Consider the following 15,882-nt stretch of genomic DNA (forward strand, 5'->3'; position numbering starts at 1 on the left):
GTTTCGATTTTGATAACAAATGTAATATAGAAAATTTGAGTCGTGGGTTTACGTTCCTATCAGTTCTACCAAACGATTGTATTTTAAGATGATCCGTTTTGTCATCTCCTCTCCTTTTTTATTGATATCAGGATGGTATTTTTTCAAAAGTTCTTTGAATTTCTTTTTTACATCGGTGATATTGGCACCGGGTTCCAAATCAAAAAAGGCAAGTAAATCTTTTACTTCAGCCGAGACAGTTTGCACCAGTTTTTTCTTCTTTTTCTTTTTGGCTTCTCTAAATCTACCATATAACTCATAGTAGGTGCGATCTCGAAATTCCCTTGTGATGTCTCTGAAATTTAAAATTTTTGTTGGAATCAAACTTTTTAGATATTCATACAAAAATTCTTCTGCGCCAAATTCAGGATGGATGTCAAATTTCTCTAAAAATTGATGGATGGACCTTCTCACAAAAAAATCAATTTCAAATTTATCCATAAGATAGGAATCCACAGCATCATCAAAATCAATGGTGGCAGCTGTGAGGAGTAGGATTAATTCTTGGTCTAATTTATGGTTTGCGATTGTTTTTTGAATCAGAGTTTTGTATGATTCACGAAGTTCATATAACGGACGTTCACTAAAAAAAATCCCTGCTTTTAAAAATTCTTCCGCAACCTCATCCAAAGCCAAAATCCAAGCCAAAAAATCGATAAGAAGGTCACCATCAACTTCATGGAATCCGCCAGACAAAGTCATCTGTGGTTTGGCTGCTTTGAATTGGTAAACTTTACGTAGGCACTCTTCTTTTCGTATTTCTAGAAGTTCCGAGAGACGGTCATAAGAGAGAAACCATTGCATGGACTCGGAAACGTTTTGCAGTTCAAAAATGACATCATGCAAAATCTGTTTGGCCTTTTTTGTTTCCGTTTTTTGGACCATAAACTATCTCTTAAACCAATTTCAAATCGGGCCGACTTTTTTGCTAGTGAATCCTATTCCTTTTTTTGAACTGGAGATATGAGTCACCATATTTCTGAACATCCATCTTTACAACCGTTTGATATTTCCGAATACAAAGGCCTACGAGGAAAAAATTTTTATGATATGGATCCTGCCTTGCAGAGAATGGTGGATCGTTATTCAGCAACGTACGAACCCGATCACAAACAAGCCATGGTCGATCATATCCGAAAGTATGGGGAACTTGTGGGTGGGATTTTGGATGAACTTACCGAAGAGTGCCATAAGGAAGGGAAATACGGCGAAGTGGTCAAATATGACCGCACCGGCAAACGCATTGATTTTATAAAGTATTCAGAAGAACAAAAGTTGTCACGAAAGATTTCTTATGATCATGGTGTTGTCAATTTAGACTTTCACCCTGAATGGAGATTTGAATTCACACATATCCATCGTTATGCGCTCACGTATCTAATGAATTTAAATGGGGAGGGTGGAGTTGCTTGTCCTTTGGCAATGACAGACGGAATGATACTTGCCTTAAAAAAAATTGGAACCGATGAACAAAAAAATAAATATCTCCCACTTGTTGCAGGCAAAGGGAGTAACTCCCACTTTATGGCAGGCCAATATGTAACGGAACGAGTTGGTGGAAGTAATGTGTCAGCAAACAGAACCATAGCCAAAAAACTTCCGAACGGCAAATGGGAGTTAACTGGTGAAAAATGGTTTTGTTCCAATCCAGGTGATTTATGGGTAACCACTGCGAAGATGGAAGGAACAAATACGGTAGGGATGTTTTTAGTTCCTAGGATCAAAGATAATGGAGAATTGAATGGCCACCACATCCTTCGGAAAAAAGACATTATCGGTTCTCGTGGTAAGATAACAGTTGAGATCATTTATGACAAAGTGGAAGCGGAAGAATTCGGCCGGCCTGGTCATGGGCTTGTGAATTTAATTCGTTATATCATCAAAACATCAAGGTTACATGTAGGTCTTGGTTCTTGTGGGAATGCAAGAAGGTCTGTGATGGAAGCATCGGAGTATGCAAAGTATCGTACGGCTTACGGAAAAAAAATATTAGAATTTCCTTCCTTTGTGAAAACATTAGCAGAGATGCAAATCTTACAAACGGCAAATTGTTTTGTTAATTTTCGATCTGTTGCTCTAGCCGAAAAAGGGGATGAAGCCGCAGAAATCACTGTCCCGTTATTAAAATACAAATCTTCTTCCCATGCAAGTTACATCACACAAAAAGCGATCCTTACGTTAGGAGGGAATGGGATCATTGGAGACTTCTCACCACTTCCAAGATTGCACAATGACTCCATTATCAATGAAACTTGGGAAGGAACCCATTTGATCATCACAGACCATTGTTTGCATGCCTTACAAAAACCAAAAGTGTATGCTGCTTTTCAAACTCTTTTGGATGAACTCACATCCAAGGTAAGTGGCAATTCTGAATTAGAAACTGTGTATTCCCTTTTCCAAACGAAACGAAAGGAATTGGAACATTGTTTGAAAGAAGAATCCAAAGAATGGAAAGATATGAATCGTGTGTACATCGCTGATCTTACATACAATGTCTTAGTGTTGGCAGAATTACTCGAACAAACAGTCCACGATATAAAGGAAAATCTGCCGACCAAATATTTATATTTTGCAAAAGGTTATACGGAAATGGTTCGTGATGGATTAGAGGCACCGAGGCAAAAAAATGGTGTGTTTTTCGATCCAAATGCCCTTAAGACCTTTCTCTCTTTTTAAAAATGGAAAATTTTTTATTACTCGGAATTTGTTTTGGATTGGGGTTATTCTTTCGTCGGATTCCTCAATTTCCAGAAACCACTCCCAAGGTTCTCAATGGTTTTATACTATTTATATCATTGCCATCACTTGTATTATACCATGTACATGAATTAGAAATCTCTGTTTCAGCAATCATGCCAACCTCTATGCCTTGGTTAGTATTTGGATTTGCGATCCTCTTTTTCTATACATTTTATAAGCTAAAATTGATGACATTTCCAACTATGGTATGTTTGGTGTTAACAGCAGGTCTTGGTAATACTTCTTTTGTTGGATTTCCTTTACTTGAAACTTACTTAGGAAAGGAATCCCTTGGGTATGGTATCCTTTCTGACCAGTTAGGAACCTTTATGGTTTTGAGTTTTCCAGGGATCATCCTCGCATCCATTGCTATGGATGGAAAATGGGATTTTTTAACTTTAGTCAGGAGAGTGCTTGGTTTTGCTCCCATTTATGCTTTGTTACTTGCCATCCTTACAAGGCAATGGGAGTATCCGAGTGCATTAAAAATTGTATTGTTACGGTTAGGGGATACTTTGACGCCACTTGCTCTTGTTTCTGTGGGATATATGTTAGATTTAAGAACAATCGCCGGTCATGGCAGGTATTTAATTTTGGGACTTGGTTTTAAACTTGTTTTAGCACCAATCCTAGTGTATTTTGTCTATTCTCCATTAAAGGATGATACATTATTATTCCAAACAATTCTTTTTGAATCTGCAATGGCACCTATGGTCACGTCGACAGTCATCACAATTGAAAAAAATATTTCACCTCATTTAGCAAGCCTTATGTTAGGAATAGGGATTCCTGTATCCTTTTTTACAACCTATTGTTTGCATTTACTCATCAAAGGAAACTACATTTGAACATTAAATTTTTGATTCTCTTAATTTTGGCAATGGTCTCTTGGGGGATATCATGGCCAATTGCAAAAATGATCGCTGGTTTAGTGCCAGTCCCTGTCCTCGTGTTTTGGCGATTCCTTGCAACTTTTTTATCTGTTATACCAATCCTTTATGGATTACGATTGCCCATTCGATTGAATTCAGGTAAGGACTATTGGAATGTTTTGGTAGGTGGGATCATTTATACTCTATACAATCAATTTTTCTTTTTAGGATTGAAAAATGGATTACCAGGAGCAGGTGGAGTTCTTGTCACCACTCTCAATCCCATTGTCACTTTTTTTATCGTATTTTTAATTCAAAAAAAATCGATCTCCAAAAGACAAGTTTTAGGTCTTTTTTTCGGATTTATCGGTGGGCTTGTGATATTACAAGTATGGAAAATTAGTCTCGACTATCTTTTGTTATCTGGAAATTTATTCTTCTTACTCTGTTCATTTGTTTGGGCTACTCTCTCTCTCAATAGCCAAAAAACTGGTAAATCCATGTCTCCAATCACGTATAGTTTTTATGTTTATGGAGTTGGATCCATTTTGGAACTTCTATTTTGTTGGAATGATCCAAGTTTTTGGAAGGTATGGGATTTTGGTCCATCGTTTTGGTTTGCAATATTTTATCTCACCGTTATATCCACAACGTTCGGAACTACTGTTTATTTTTATGCGGCAACCAGACTTGGTTCTGAAATAGCGAGCAGTTTTATTTTTATTGTTCCATTATCAGCTTATATCAGTAGTTTTTTGATTTTGGATGAAGTCATACAAATTCCTGTCATCATTGGGGGCGCCTTGGCAATGTTAGCTGTGTACCTCATCAATTCTAAACATAAAAAAAAGGAACTGATACAAGGATGAAATCAATTTCTTGGAAAAAAAGATTCAAAATTTGGTTATATAATTTTTATCCACCTTACATTGGTGCCGGAATTCGTATCAAAAAAATCGCAAAGGATTTATCTTTTTTCCAAGTAGAAATGAACCTTCGATTTTATAACAAAAATTATGTTGGTGTTCATTTTGGAGGTTCATTGTATTCGATGTGTGATCCATTTTTTATGTTAATCCTTTTGGAACAATTGGGATCTGATTTTATCGTTTGGGATAAGGTGGGATCGATGACATTTGTTAAACCTGGGAAAGGTAAGGTAACGGCAACATTTGCAATTCCAGAATCAGAAATCCAAAGGATCAAAATGGAAGTGGAAACAAAACGGAAAGGGGAATATCATTTCACCACAAATGTATTTGATGAGGGAGATGATATTGTTGCTACTTTAGAGAAAACAATTTACATTAGAAAACGAGGAAGGCTCCCGGTTCAAAATGTATAAATTTTCTGATGAAGTGTCCGAGTGTTTCAACTCAAACTACTATGGTAACAAACTTTATCGTATTTTTAGTACTTTTTATCTTCGTCTTCAGGGATCATATTCGCATAGTATTGGAGTAAGGCATCGTTTTTAGAATGAATCATTCGATTGGCTTCTTCAATCATCTTACGTTTTTCTAAGATCTTTTTTCCTTTTTCCCAAATTTCTTCAGGGTCCCTCGTTAGGTAATTACCTTCATGGCGGGAAATAAAGTCCTCAACTAACATCGTACTTTGTGAGACTTCAATGGAATAATCATTCTCCACTAAAATTTTTGATACAATTTGGTTTGGTAATAATTTATGATATTGTTTCCAACCTTTTGTGATTCGGTAACTCAATTCGATTGTTGGGTCTTCTGTATGAGCATATTCTGATATTGGGATTGGATCACAGAATTCTACATATACATTGGATCGTTTTGCTAAAAACCCTGCCATTCCCAACTCTTCTGGGATATTACAAAACTGATTGTCTTCCGGAACGGTTTCATAAGAAACAGAAATGGGTACAATGACAATTTCTGTTCCCGAACTTCGGAATGCATTCACTGCAGTTGTAAGTAAACCAGTTTTCACTGGAACGATGGCTCCTGTTCTTGATCTGGTACCTTCTGGATACACTAGAGACGGAATGCCTTGTTCGAGCATCACTTGTGAGTATAAGGTAAGGCATTCTAAATACAAACTGTTCCTTGTCCGTTCGCGGTCAACTGCATACGCACCAAGAGATTTTAACATCCACTCCCAAAATGGATTGGACATTAAATTGATTCCTGCTGCATAACGAGGCACAGGCAGACCTAGATGGAAAAGAGAATAGGCAACCTCAACTGAATCCAAATGAGATCTATGTGTGGGAGCGTACAACAAATTGTATTTGGAAGAGAGTGCTTTGACTACTTCCGTTTTTCCACCAACATGTGGGATCATCGAACCTTTTAAAAATCCACCTGAAAACAATCGAATCGGAGCCACAAATCGTAAAACCGATTCATGAACGGTTGGACTGTAATTGTCAGCAATTTCATTTACATAGAATCGAACGAGTTCTTTGATCGAAGTGAGTTCCTCATCTTTTTGACAATTATGAAATCGTTGCCAAATTTCTACTTCCGATTCAAACTTTGCTTCTTCGAGTTTTTGTTTTTTTCGTTTAGCTATGGTTAGGCGTTTTTGTGTAGATTCAATCACGGCTGAGGATTGTTTTTTCACACGGCTGATTGTACCTGGAACATTGCTAATTTGTTTTAAGATTCTGTCGACAAGTAAGTTTTGAAAGTCTATCCCTGATGTTAAATTGAGACCAACTTTTTTCTGAACTACAAGTGGTATATTTTTGGCTTCAGTTTTTTTGCCACAAATCAGATCAATGAGAGCACCTGGTGGTTGTTTTCTTGTTAACACATCAAAGAGAGTTCGATGTAACGTAAATGGAAGGCGAATTTCATTTGCCAATTCGATGAGAATGCTAAGGGCATAAGTTCCTTCTACGTTATCATGCCATTTAGTAGATTCCCTTTCGATAAAAGAGCGAGGGGCAAAAAAGATTTCAATTCGATCTTTTAAACTGAGTTTTTCACCACCTGACAGTAGTTCTCCGACTATCTTTTGACCAAATCCTCTGTTTCTGCTTTTGTTGCTAGTTGCAGTAGTGATGAAGTCTGCAAGACCAGACCTTCCCATTACTGTGTCAGGCCTTGCACCATAACGCATCGCAAGGTCTCGTACTTCTTGGAAACCAGCGGATAAAATTTCGCCAAGTAAATTGGCTCCATACCGAGGAAGTAAGGATACAATTCCACTTGCAATGGCCATTGGATTTTTAGCGACCCCTACAATTTCCATTCCAATTACATCATCAGTGATGGATGTATTCATAAAATGAGATGAATACACTTCCGCCAAATAATCAGCCGTTGGTTTTTCGGTAGAACCTATGTTAAAAAAACTAAACTTTTCTTCTAAAATTTCACCAAGTAAAGATGGGCCATTGACAACAGCAACAGATGCGTTATTAAAATTGCGTTCGAGTAAATAATTTTGTAAGTATTGTGAATAAGTGACAAAACCTGTTTTTTTTCGGTTTTTAGAATCTAAAATCCCTTTTGTCAGAAAGGAAAACACATAACTATTAAAGGGTTCGAGAACTTCGATCAAACCATGGACACTATCCAAAAACGACCGAGAAGGGACGGCAACATGAAAGGCCCAATCATCCCTCCCAAAGGAATCCAAACTTGAAACGATTTCAATGTGGTCGGGAAGTTCGATGGTTTTTCCCATAATTTCTGTTTGGCGGCGCTTCTTTAGGAGTTCTACAAATTCTTTGTCAGGAATCCATAAAGTGATAGAATCATACTTTTCTGCCAGTATGGAAGCGATAATGATACCCATTGGGCCACTACCCAAAACTGCTTGTTTTAATTCGTTATAGGTTATTTGCATAAAAAATGAACATTTGGAAATTTAAGGAAAGTCTCATTGTATTTGTTTGCTTGAAACGAATTGAGTCTATCGAAAAAGTATCAGGTGAGTATAAATCGTCAAGTCACAATGATTCGAGCAGGCCTTCTATTTTCAATACTTTCCATTTTTCCTGCATTCTTCGGATGGTACCAAAATTGGCTTGGACTCACCCCAGCTCAGGAAATCAATTTAGCGATTGCGCTCCTTGTATCCTTCCTTTGGATCACAGAACTCATCCCACTCTATGTCACAGGATTTTTGGTTCTTTTTTTAGAACTCATTTGGTTAATTCCTGGTTGGGGACCTGGTGCTCCAAAAACGATTACTTTTTTGTCTTGTTACTTTTCTGAGACCATCTTACTGTTCTTAGGTGGCTTTGTAATCTCAAGTGCCATTAGTTTTTACGGATTGGATTCTACGATTGCTTCATTTGTGATCAAAAAAACCAAAGGTTCAGCATATTTACTAGTGCTTTCCTTAGGTATGGCTACGGCCTTACTTTCTTGTTTTATGAATAACACTGCCACGGCCGCCATGATGCTCGGTCTTGTCTCATCGATGATGAAATCCTTGGATGAAAAAAGTCCCCTTCGCAAATCAATATTATTTATGGTTCCTTTTTCTGCAAACTTGGGCGGAATTGGGACACCCGTTGGAACACTCCCAAATGTAATTGGAATTGCCTATTTACAAGAAAAAGGCTTTCAGATTGGATTTTTGGAATGGATGGCTTTTGCCTTTCCTGTCTTTTTAATCTCTGTTTTTGCTTTGTCTGGAATTTTGTACATTGTGTACCTAAAAAAAGAAAAAAGTAATTCCTCCATCCACTTAATTGGAATCCAAGAGTCCACAAACACATTTCCCAAAAACAAAAGAAACCTATCTATTTTTGTCATCCTCGTCACTATCCTTGGTTGGATCTCATCCGATTGGCATGGAATCTCCAATGGAACTGTTGCACTTTTCCCTGTGATTGTATTTTTTGGATTTTCCTTATTGGATTTAAAAGAATTCCGCAATTTATCTTGGGATGTCCTTATTCTTATGGGTGGTGGGATTGCTCTTGGAAAAGCATTTGAGGAGACAGGCCTTGCCAAACACTTCGTTAGTCTTTTTTTGTTAGGTGAATCAAGTCAGTTTTCTTTGTTTTTGTTTTTTTCGATTTTGTCCCTTCTGCTTTCTTGTTTTTTAAGTAATACCAGTGTAGCGAACTTGATTTTGCCGATAACCATGGGGCTTCCGGGTGAACTGATACTACCAGCGGCAATTGGTGCTACCATCGGTGCTTCCCTTGCCATGCCACTTCCAGTTTCCACTCCACCAAATGCTTTGGCTTTTAGTTACGGAGGAATACGAAGCATCGAGATGGTCAGAATTGGAGGTGCCATTTCCATTGTGGCCTGGATCGTGTTTACGTTTCTCGGCGGCTTCCTCTTACACCATTTGCATATTGTCGATTTTTCTCAGTTTTAAAAAAAAGGCTTTTCCTTCTTTTCTGAATTGATAGCCTTCTCACGGACTATGATTCAATTTCGAAATTTTACACTTCTTGTTTTATGTTCCCTTATGTTCTTACAATCTTGTTATAATTATATGAGTGAGGATGTGCCAATCGTCTCACGACCCACTCTCAAACAACAAATTCCACTACTAACGATTCAAGTTTTCACTCCTGAAAACAATAGAAACAAACGTGAGATTACTGCAATTTATACAAAGTACCTAACTGAAACAGGTTATTTTGGACGAGTGTTGTCCGATGGAGTACGTGCCACACATCATATCGATTTGTATACAAGTGAAGTAAACGAATACGAACACTTCTGGGTTTCTTCTATCTCAACCATTTTTATGATTGGAACTGCAGGATTATTACCATCCATTTATTCAAAAGAAAGAGTCCTTCAGGCTGATTTTTATTTAAACGACAAGTGGATTGGTCGTGAAAAATACAGACAAAAACATTCCACTCTATTTGGAGTTCCCTTTATGTTCATTTGGGAATCAGGAATCAAAGAAGCGAAAACAATTCAATACAACAAAGAAAGAAATCTCATCCACAATGTTGTGCAAGATTATAACCGGTATTTATAGGAGACGATATGAATTTACAATCGAAACAAAACCAAATTCAAAATAGGAATCGAAGCCAAACAACAAAGGAAGGTTCGCTAAGAAACATTCTTCCTGGTTTTGCTGTTTTATCCTTATTTACCTTTACTCTCTGTAAAACCCCTGAAGTAAAAAAAGCTCCCGTTGTTGTAGAAGAACCTAAGAAAGTGGAACAGGTTGTCGAAAAACAAGACCCAAAACTGGCTTTTTTGGAAAGTATAGAAGACGGTAGAGAACTTCCCGATTCTGATAAATGGAAAGTGGAACAATACGATGCATTTACTGAAGAGACTTTCCCAACATATGGTCCCGCAAATGCCACAATTGATTTTAGTAAAGTTGATTATCCGCTATTAAATGCTGCTATTTTCTATGTAACATCCAAAGAAAGAAAACAATTGGGAATGAGACCCTTTAAATATTCCGAACGATGTGAACAAGCAGCTTTTGGTCATGCCCAAGACATGGTAACCTACGATTTTTATTCGCATAACAGTACGGTAAATGGAAAAGAAACTCTCAAAGATCGATTAGATTTAGTCGGAATATCGGAAACCTATTCTGCTGAAAATATTATCAATGCTTTTGGAATCCAATACCAAAGTCGAAGGCCTGTTTTTACGCCTGTTCAGAATGGTGGTCCGTTTTTTAGTTATACCAAGGCAGGAACACCAATTCCAAACCATACCTATTTAAGTTTAGCAAAAGCTGTTGTGGAAGTATGGTTCAATTCACCAGGGCACAGAAAGAATATTCTCAATCCCGAATTCAATTATATGGGAGCAGGTGCTTACTTTTATAAAGACAAAAAGTTTTTTGAAGTCGATAAGGTTAAGGCAGTACAGGTATTCACAGCAAAACCGTAATTGGATTACTTGATTGTAACACCCGCTAGTTTTATCACAATTTCAAATTCTTTTTTGGTGACAGGTTGGATCGAAAGTCTTGATCCTTTTTGTGTCACCACCATCTTCTCTAGACCCTTCGTTTTTTTTAATAGGTCTAATGGAATGAGTTCTTGAAACTTAGTATGGGGTTTGAGGTGGACACCAAACCATCTTGGTTCTGTCCCTTTTAATTTTGGATCAAAGTATTTGTGATTGGGATCAAATTGGAAAGGGTCAGGGCTTGCTTCTTTCGCCACTTCGGCAATGCCTACAATTCCAGGTGGTTCCAAACGACTATGGTAAAATAATACCAAATCACCTAACTTCACTTCATCACGAAGGTAATTCCGTGCTTGGTAATTTCTAACACCTTCCCAATACGAGAGTTTTTCTCGTATTAGGTCGTCGATTGAAAATACATCTGGTTCTGTTTTAAAGAGCCAATATTTCATTAAGCCGAATAAGCCGGTTTGGTAGCGGATGCACCTTTCCCTTTTTTGGAACCAACTCCGGGTTTGTTATCAGAAAATTTATCAAACGTAGGTTGTACAATGTCCATCAGTTCTTGTGCATCAATGGTTTCTTTTGCAAGAAGGGCTTTCGCAATTGCATCCAATTTCTTTTGGTTTTTCTTCACCAAATCACGTCCCTTATCGAGGCAAGTTTGGATGATACGTTTGACTTCTTGGTCAATCATTGCTGCAAATTCTTCTGAGTAAGGTTTGCTTGTATGACCATAGTCTCTTCCCATAAACGGAGAAGACTCACCGGATCCGTAGTGGATGGTGCCAAGTTTTTCCGACATACCCCATTCACAGACCATACGACGAGCAATGTTCGTTGCTTGTTGGATGTCATTAGAAGATCCGTTAGAAGGGTCACCAAAGATGAGTTCTTCGGCAATGTATCCACCCATTGACATGACAATCCGGTCCAAACAATAGTTTTTACGATACGAATGTCTGTCTTCTACAGGGAGAGATTGGGTAAGACCCAGAGCTCGTCCACGTGGAATGATGGTGACTTTATGAACTGGTTCGGTATACGGCAGTAAGGTGCCAAGGAGTGCGTGGCCTGCTTCATGGTAGGCTGTCATTTCTTTCTCTTTGTCAGAGATGAACATCGACTTACGCTCAGGTCCCATCATCACTTTATCACGAGCTTCTTCGAGTTCTTCTTGGGTGACTCGTTTTTTGTTACGACGTGCCGCAAGCAGAGCTGCTTCGTTGATGAGGTTTGCAAGATCAGCACCTGTAAACCCTGGCGTTCCACGTGCAATGGAGTTGAGAGATATATCAGAAACCAAAGGAACTTTTTTAGCATGAACCGCTAAAATCTCTTCACGACCTTTTAAGTCAGGGAGATCCACAATTACTTGTCTATCAAAACGGCCTGGACGAAGGAGAGCGGGGTCGAGGACATCAGCGCGGTTTGTTGCCGCCATGACAATCACACCTTCGTTCATTTCAAATCCGTCCATCTCGACTAACATCTGATTGAGGGTTTGTTCTCTTTCATCATGTCCACCACCTAGGCCTGCACCTCGGAGGCGACCCACTGCATCAATCTCATCAATGAAGATGATACAAGGTGCATTCTTTTTCCCTTGGTCAAAAAGATCTCGTACACGTGATGCACCAACACCCACAAACATCTCTACGAAGTCAGATCCAGAGATGGAGAAAAAAGGAACCCCTGCTTCACCAGCAACCGCTTTCGCAAGTAAGGTTTTACCAGTTCCTGGAGGACCAACGAGTAAGACACCTTTTGGAATCCTTGCGCCGATCGCTTGGAATTTTTTTGGATCTTTTAAAAATTCAATGATTTCTAATAATTCTACTTTTGCTTCTTCACAACCTGCCACGTCGTTAAACGTAACTTTTACTTTAGGGTCAACATTCATCTTGGCACGAGACTTACCAAAGGTAAATGCCTTGTTTCCAGATGCTTGGAGTTGGCGCATCATGATGAACCAGATAATACCAAGGATGAATAACCATGGGATAATACCTGAAACAACACTCCAAAATTTATTTTCTTCAGTGGACTTTGCCGTAAAACTTAGGCGTGACTTTCGAAGTTTCGTCACCAAATCATCGTTAACTTGTGCAACATTTGTTTTGAAGGGTTTTGGTTTGTTGTCCTTACTATTTTCAGGAATGTACCAACCTTCGATGAGTTCTTTATCAATGATGATTTGTTGTTTGGAAGAAATGTCTTTTCCATCTTTGGAAGTGATTTTCCCTATGGGTTTTTTTCCCTCAATGGGTTCTACCATATTCAAAAAATCGGAATAACTGATTTCGTCGGGTTTACCGGCAAAGTCTTGGCCCTTATAAACCGTTGCCAAAATGACAAGGAATACGAGTAAAAATAGGAATACGGTTTTGATGTTTTTATTCATGTAAGACTTCCGATGATTAGACTGAAATCAAAGGTGATATTTCTGAATCACTTCGTCAATATCCCCCATGGATATGGAACGAATCGCCGCTTCGGCGTCATTGATGATCTGTATCAAACTCAGGTTCTCTAATGGCTCAAAATCTTCACGTAAAAAATCTTCTCTTTTTTTCGGATTGTAGCTGGAATTGAGAATTCCGATCCGAATCCGGATGAAGTTGGGGGAACGTAATGAGACAGAAATCGAGTTTACACCTTGATTTGTGTCATTTTCCCCACCTTTCGTGACGACGATTTGGCCAAGTTCCAGTCCTACATCTTCGTGGATGACAACGATGTCTTTGACCTGGATTTTGAGAAAGGAGGCAATGTAAAGGACCGACTCACCAGAGAGTTCGCTGAAGGTTTGTGGTTTGAGTAAAACCACTTCATCACCTTCAAAGTCACCTCGTCCAATGAGCGATTTTTTCTTTTTAGTTTTGATTTCGATGCCAATGTTATTGGCAATGACATCGAGAATCTTAAAACCAATGTTAGATCGATTGTTGTTATATCTATCGCCAGGATTTCCTAGCCCTACAATTAACTTCATTGGTTCTTAAAAGTAATTCTTACTTCTTAGCCGCTTTTTTAGCTGCTGGTTTGCCTTTTGCCGCATCAGCTTCAGCTTTTTCAGCGCGTTCTGCCGCTAGGATCGCTTTCGTTTTGTTACATGAAGCAACAATTGGATCACCATTCACTAAGATATCCCAAGATTTCGGATGTGGAAGTTCAGAAACTTTGATCATCATTCCGATATCAAGACCAGTTACATCAATTGTGATGACGTCAGTAAGATCTTCAGGAGTAGACTTCACTTTGATTTCGTGAACGAGGTGTTCAAATTGTCCACCAGCTTTTGATCCTTTTGCAACACCTGTTGTTTTGATGGCAACAGTGGTTTGGATTTTTTTCCCTGGAGTCACTTTGTAAAAGTCAATATGACGAATTTGCCCTGTGTGTGGGAATCTTTGGATTTCCTTTACGAACACTCTTTCCGATTTACCGTCGAGTTCTAGGTCAATGAGAGTTGCCTTACGAATTCCAGAGTCGATGAGTTTTTGGATTTCTTTTTCGACAACACTTGCCGATTTTGCTTCACCGCTTCCGATGATGTTAGCCGGTACTAAACCTTCCACACGCATTCTTCTGGCAGGACCTTTTCCTGTTGCAGTTCTTGGTTGTGCTTTGATAGTGATTTTTTCCATGATTATGTTCCTTAAAGTTATGAAAACAGACTAGAGATTGATTCTTCGTTATGAATCCGCTCGATGGCTTTTGCAAAGAGTGGGGCGATGGAGAGCGTTTTCAAGTGATTTATTTTTTTGCTCTCGGGAATGACGATAGAATTGGAGAGGACAATTTGTTTAAAATTGGCCTCATTGAGTTTTGTTGGCGCTTCCCCAGAGAGAACTCCGTGAGATGCACAACAAAGTACGGTTTTGGCCCCGTTTTCGTAAAGGGCAGTTGCAGCTTTTGCAATCGTTCCACCAGTATCGATCATATCATCCAACAACAAACAGTTTTTGTCTTTGATGTCACCGATGACATGCATGACAACGGACTCGTTGGCTTTGGGTCTACGTTTGTCGATGATGGCAAGAGATCCGTTGACTTTTTTACCAAAATTACGAGCTCGTTCAGCACCACCAGAATCAGGAGAAACAATGACAAGATCATCCATTTTAAGTGAATTGATGTACTCAGCAAGGACTGGTGAAAAATACAAATGGTCAACTGGAATGCGAAAGAATCCTTGGATTTGGTCCGCATGTAAGTCCATCGTGAGAACTCGGTCCGGGCCAACGGTTTCAATTAAGTCAGCTACCATACGAGCAGAAATCGGAACCCGTGGCTCTACCTTTCTGTCTTGGCGTCCGTATCCATAGTAAGGTATAACGGCAGTAATGCGACGTGCAGAGGCTCTTCTTGCTGCATCGATGATGAGTAGAAGTTCCATCAAACTGTCGTTAGCAGGGTAACTAATGGATTGGACTACAAATACATCGCGGCCCCGAACATTCTCTTCGATTTTGACAGAACTCTCTCCATCCGAAAATCTTTTGACTGAGATTTGGCCATTCGGAATTCCCAAGTTTTTACAGATTTCTTCTGCTAAAGGTTTATTCGCATTACCAGAAAATACTACCACTTCGCTAGGATTCATACTCCAACCAACCCATTATCTATATATTGTTTCGCTAGTGCCAAATCATCAGGAGAATTGATTCCATGACTTTCTAAAGCATTGGTTAAAGTTTGTGCTCCAACCTTTTTCCCTTCATTTCTGAATATCTTAATCACATCAGTGAGGTAATATTCTTTTTGTGCGTTGTTATTACCAATTTGTTTGAGAGCACCAAAAAGATCTTCTGTATTAAAACAATAGGTGCCCGTATTCACTTCGTTTACGGCTTTTTCTTCTGGATTTGCGTCTTTTTCTTCTACAATACGAAGTAGGCTCCCATCATCAGCAGAACGAATGATACGTCCGTAACCAGTTGGGTTTTCCATTTTGGCAGATAGGACAGTTGCGACATAACCATTGGATTTATGGTGTTCGATGAGATTAGAGAAGGATGACGCAGAAATCAATGGTGCATCTCCGCAAGCAACAATCGTATGACCAGTGTATGGTGCGAGTTGTTTCTCTGCCGAAATCACTGCGTGCCCGGTTCCGAGTTGTTCGGTTTGTTCAGCAAACTCAACACCAGGAAATGATTTTGCAATGTCTGTGACTATGTCTTTGCGGTAACCGACAACCACAACTTTGCGGTTTATGCCGGCGGATTCGATATTACGAAGAACATGGAGTAAAAGTGGAGATTCGTTCAGTACAACCGCAACCTTGGGAAGCTCACTCTTCATTCGAGTTCCTTTCCCCGCCGCCAAAATAACAGCAGTTACAGTATTATGTAGGTTCATCGTTCGTTCTA

The 15,882-nt window shown here is 39.0% G+C and carries 15 protein-coding genes; 7 read left to right on the forward strand and 8 right to left on the reverse strand.

Annotation, left to right across the window (positions count from 1 at the left end; all coding sequences use genetic code 11):
• Positions 1 to 48: 48 nt before the first annotated feature.
• A complete protein-coding gene (locus LEP1GSC202_RS06705; protein WP_015676751.1) occupies positions 49 to 924 on the reverse strand; it encodes a molecular chaperone DnaJ in 876 nt (291 codons plus the stop codon).
• Between the two features lie 78 nt (positions 925 to 1,002).
• Between LEP1GSC202_RS06705 and LEP1GSC202_RS06710 the strand changes: the two genes are divergently transcribed.
• The 4 genes from LEP1GSC202_RS06710 to LEP1GSC202_RS06725 are packed head-to-tail and all read left to right on the forward strand — an operon-like array spanning position 1,003 to position 4,998.
• On the forward strand, positions 1,003 to 2,718 hold the full coding sequence (locus LEP1GSC202_RS06710) for an acyl-CoA dehydrogenase family protein (protein ID WP_015676394.1): 1,716 nt from the start codon (positions 1,003 to 1,005) through the stop codon (positions 2,716 to 2,718).
• Between the two features lie 2 nt (positions 2,719 to 2,720).
• Positions 2,721 to 3,629: an AEC family transporter gene (locus LEP1GSC202_RS06715; protein WP_015677159.1), complete on the forward strand. Its 909-nt coding sequence runs from the start codon at positions 2,721 to 2,723 to the stop codon at positions 3,627 to 3,629.
• On the forward strand, positions 3,626 to 4,522 hold the full coding sequence (locus LEP1GSC202_RS06720) for a DMT family transporter (protein WP_015677230.1): 897 nt from the start codon (positions 3,626 to 3,628) through the stop codon (positions 4,520 to 4,522). The genes LEP1GSC202_RS06715 and LEP1GSC202_RS06720 overlap by 4 nt, the downstream gene beginning before the upstream one ends.
• Positions 4,519 to 4,998, forward strand: a complete 480-nt coding sequence (locus LEP1GSC202_RS06725; protein ID WP_015676645.1) for a DUF4442 domain-containing protein — start codon at positions 4,519 to 4,521, stop codon at positions 4,996 to 4,998. Before LEP1GSC202_RS06720 ends, LEP1GSC202_RS06725 begins: the two co-directional genes overlap by 4 nt.
• Before the next feature lie 65 nt (positions 4,999 to 5,063).
• Here the strand turns inward: LEP1GSC202_RS06725 and LEP1GSC202_RS06730 are convergent, their stop codons facing one another.
• The gene (locus tag LEP1GSC202_RS06730; RefSeq protein WP_015676876.1) at positions 5,064 to 7,484 is read right to left on the reverse strand and encodes a 1-acyl-sn-glycerol-3-phosphate acyltransferase; all 2,421 of its coding nucleotides are present in this window, start codon (positions 7,482 to 7,484) and stop codon (positions 5,064 to 5,066) included.
• 108 nt (positions 7,485 to 7,592) lie between these two features.
• Here LEP1GSC202_RS06730 and LEP1GSC202_RS06735 point away from each other — a divergent pair, with 108 nt between their 5' ends.
• From LEP1GSC202_RS06735 to LEP1GSC202_RS06745, 3 genes are read left to right on the forward strand one after another with little or no spacing between them, the layout of a single operon-like run.
• A complete protein-coding gene (locus tag LEP1GSC202_RS06735) occupies positions 7,593 to 8,978 on the forward strand; it encodes an SLC13 family permease (RefSeq protein WP_015677562.1) in 1,386 nt (461 codons plus the stop codon).
• 48 nt (positions 8,979 to 9,026) lie between these two features.
• The gene (locus tag LEP1GSC202_RS06740) at positions 9,027 to 9,599 is read left to right on the forward strand and encodes a hypothetical protein (protein WP_015677002.1); all 573 of its coding nucleotides are present in this window, start codon (positions 9,027 to 9,029) and stop codon (positions 9,597 to 9,599) included.
• 8 nt (positions 9,600 to 9,607) lie between these two features.
• Positions 9,608 to 10,483 carry a CAP domain-containing protein gene (locus LEP1GSC202_RS06745; protein WP_015677100.1) on the forward strand — a complete coding sequence of 292 codons (876 nt, stop codon included), beginning with the start codon at positions 9,608 to 9,610 and terminating at the stop codon, positions 10,481 to 10,483.
• Between the two features lie 5 nt (positions 10,484 to 10,488).
• On the opposite strand, the gene LEP1GSC202_RS06750 is transcribed toward LEP1GSC202_RS06745, so the two are convergent.
• Genes LEP1GSC202_RS06750 through LEP1GSC202_RS06775 form a run of 6 tightly spaced genes read right to left on the reverse strand, consistent with a single transcriptional unit; the run spans position 10,489 to position 15,871 of the window.
• Positions 10,489 to 10,956 (reverse strand): EVE domain-containing protein, encoded by a 468-nt coding sequence (locus LEP1GSC202_RS06750; protein WP_015677246.1) that lies wholly within the window; start codon positions 10,954 to 10,956, stop codon positions 10,489 to 10,491.
• Positions 10,956 to 12,908 (reverse strand): ATP-dependent zinc metalloprotease FtsH, encoded by a 1,953-nt coding sequence (gene ftsH / locus LEP1GSC202_RS06755; protein ID WP_015677396.1) that lies wholly within the window; start codon positions 12,906 to 12,908, stop codon positions 10,956 to 10,958. Before ftsH ends, LEP1GSC202_RS06750 begins: the two co-directional genes overlap by 1 nt.
• 27 nt (positions 12,909 to 12,935) lie before the next feature.
• Positions 12,936 to 13,499 (reverse strand): aminoacyl-tRNA hydrolase, encoded by a 564-nt coding sequence (gene pth, locus LEP1GSC202_RS06760; RefSeq protein ID WP_015676796.1) that lies wholly within the window; start codon positions 13,497 to 13,499, stop codon positions 12,936 to 12,938.
• 19 nt (positions 13,500 to 13,518) lie between these two features.
• The gene (locus LEP1GSC202_RS06765) at positions 13,519 to 14,154 is read right to left on the reverse strand and encodes a 50S ribosomal protein L25/general stress protein Ctc (RefSeq protein WP_015677375.1); all 636 of its coding nucleotides are present in this window, start codon (positions 14,152 to 14,154) and stop codon (positions 13,519 to 13,521) included.
• Between the two features lie 17 nt (positions 14,155 to 14,171).
• Positions 14,172 to 15,113 carry a ribose-phosphate pyrophosphokinase gene (locus LEP1GSC202_RS06770; RefSeq protein ID WP_015676360.1) on the reverse strand — a complete coding sequence of 314 codons (942 nt, stop codon included), beginning with the start codon at positions 15,111 to 15,113 and terminating at the stop codon, positions 14,172 to 14,174.
• Positions 15,110 to 15,871, reverse strand: coding sequence for a sugar phosphate nucleotidyltransferase (locus tag LEP1GSC202_RS06775; RefSeq protein ID WP_083929989.1), 762 nt, complete (start codon positions 15,869 to 15,871; stop codon positions 15,110 to 15,112). Before LEP1GSC202_RS06775 ends, LEP1GSC202_RS06770 begins: the two co-directional genes overlap by 4 nt.
• Between the last annotated feature and the right edge of the window lie 11 nt (positions 15,872 to 15,882).

It is taken from the genome of Leptospira yanagawae serovar Saopaulo str. Sao Paulo = ATCC 700523, from assembly GCF_000332475.2.
Taxonomy (GTDB): Bacteria; Spirochaetota; Leptospiria; order Leptospirales; family Leptospiraceae; genus Leptospira_A; species Leptospira_A yanagawae.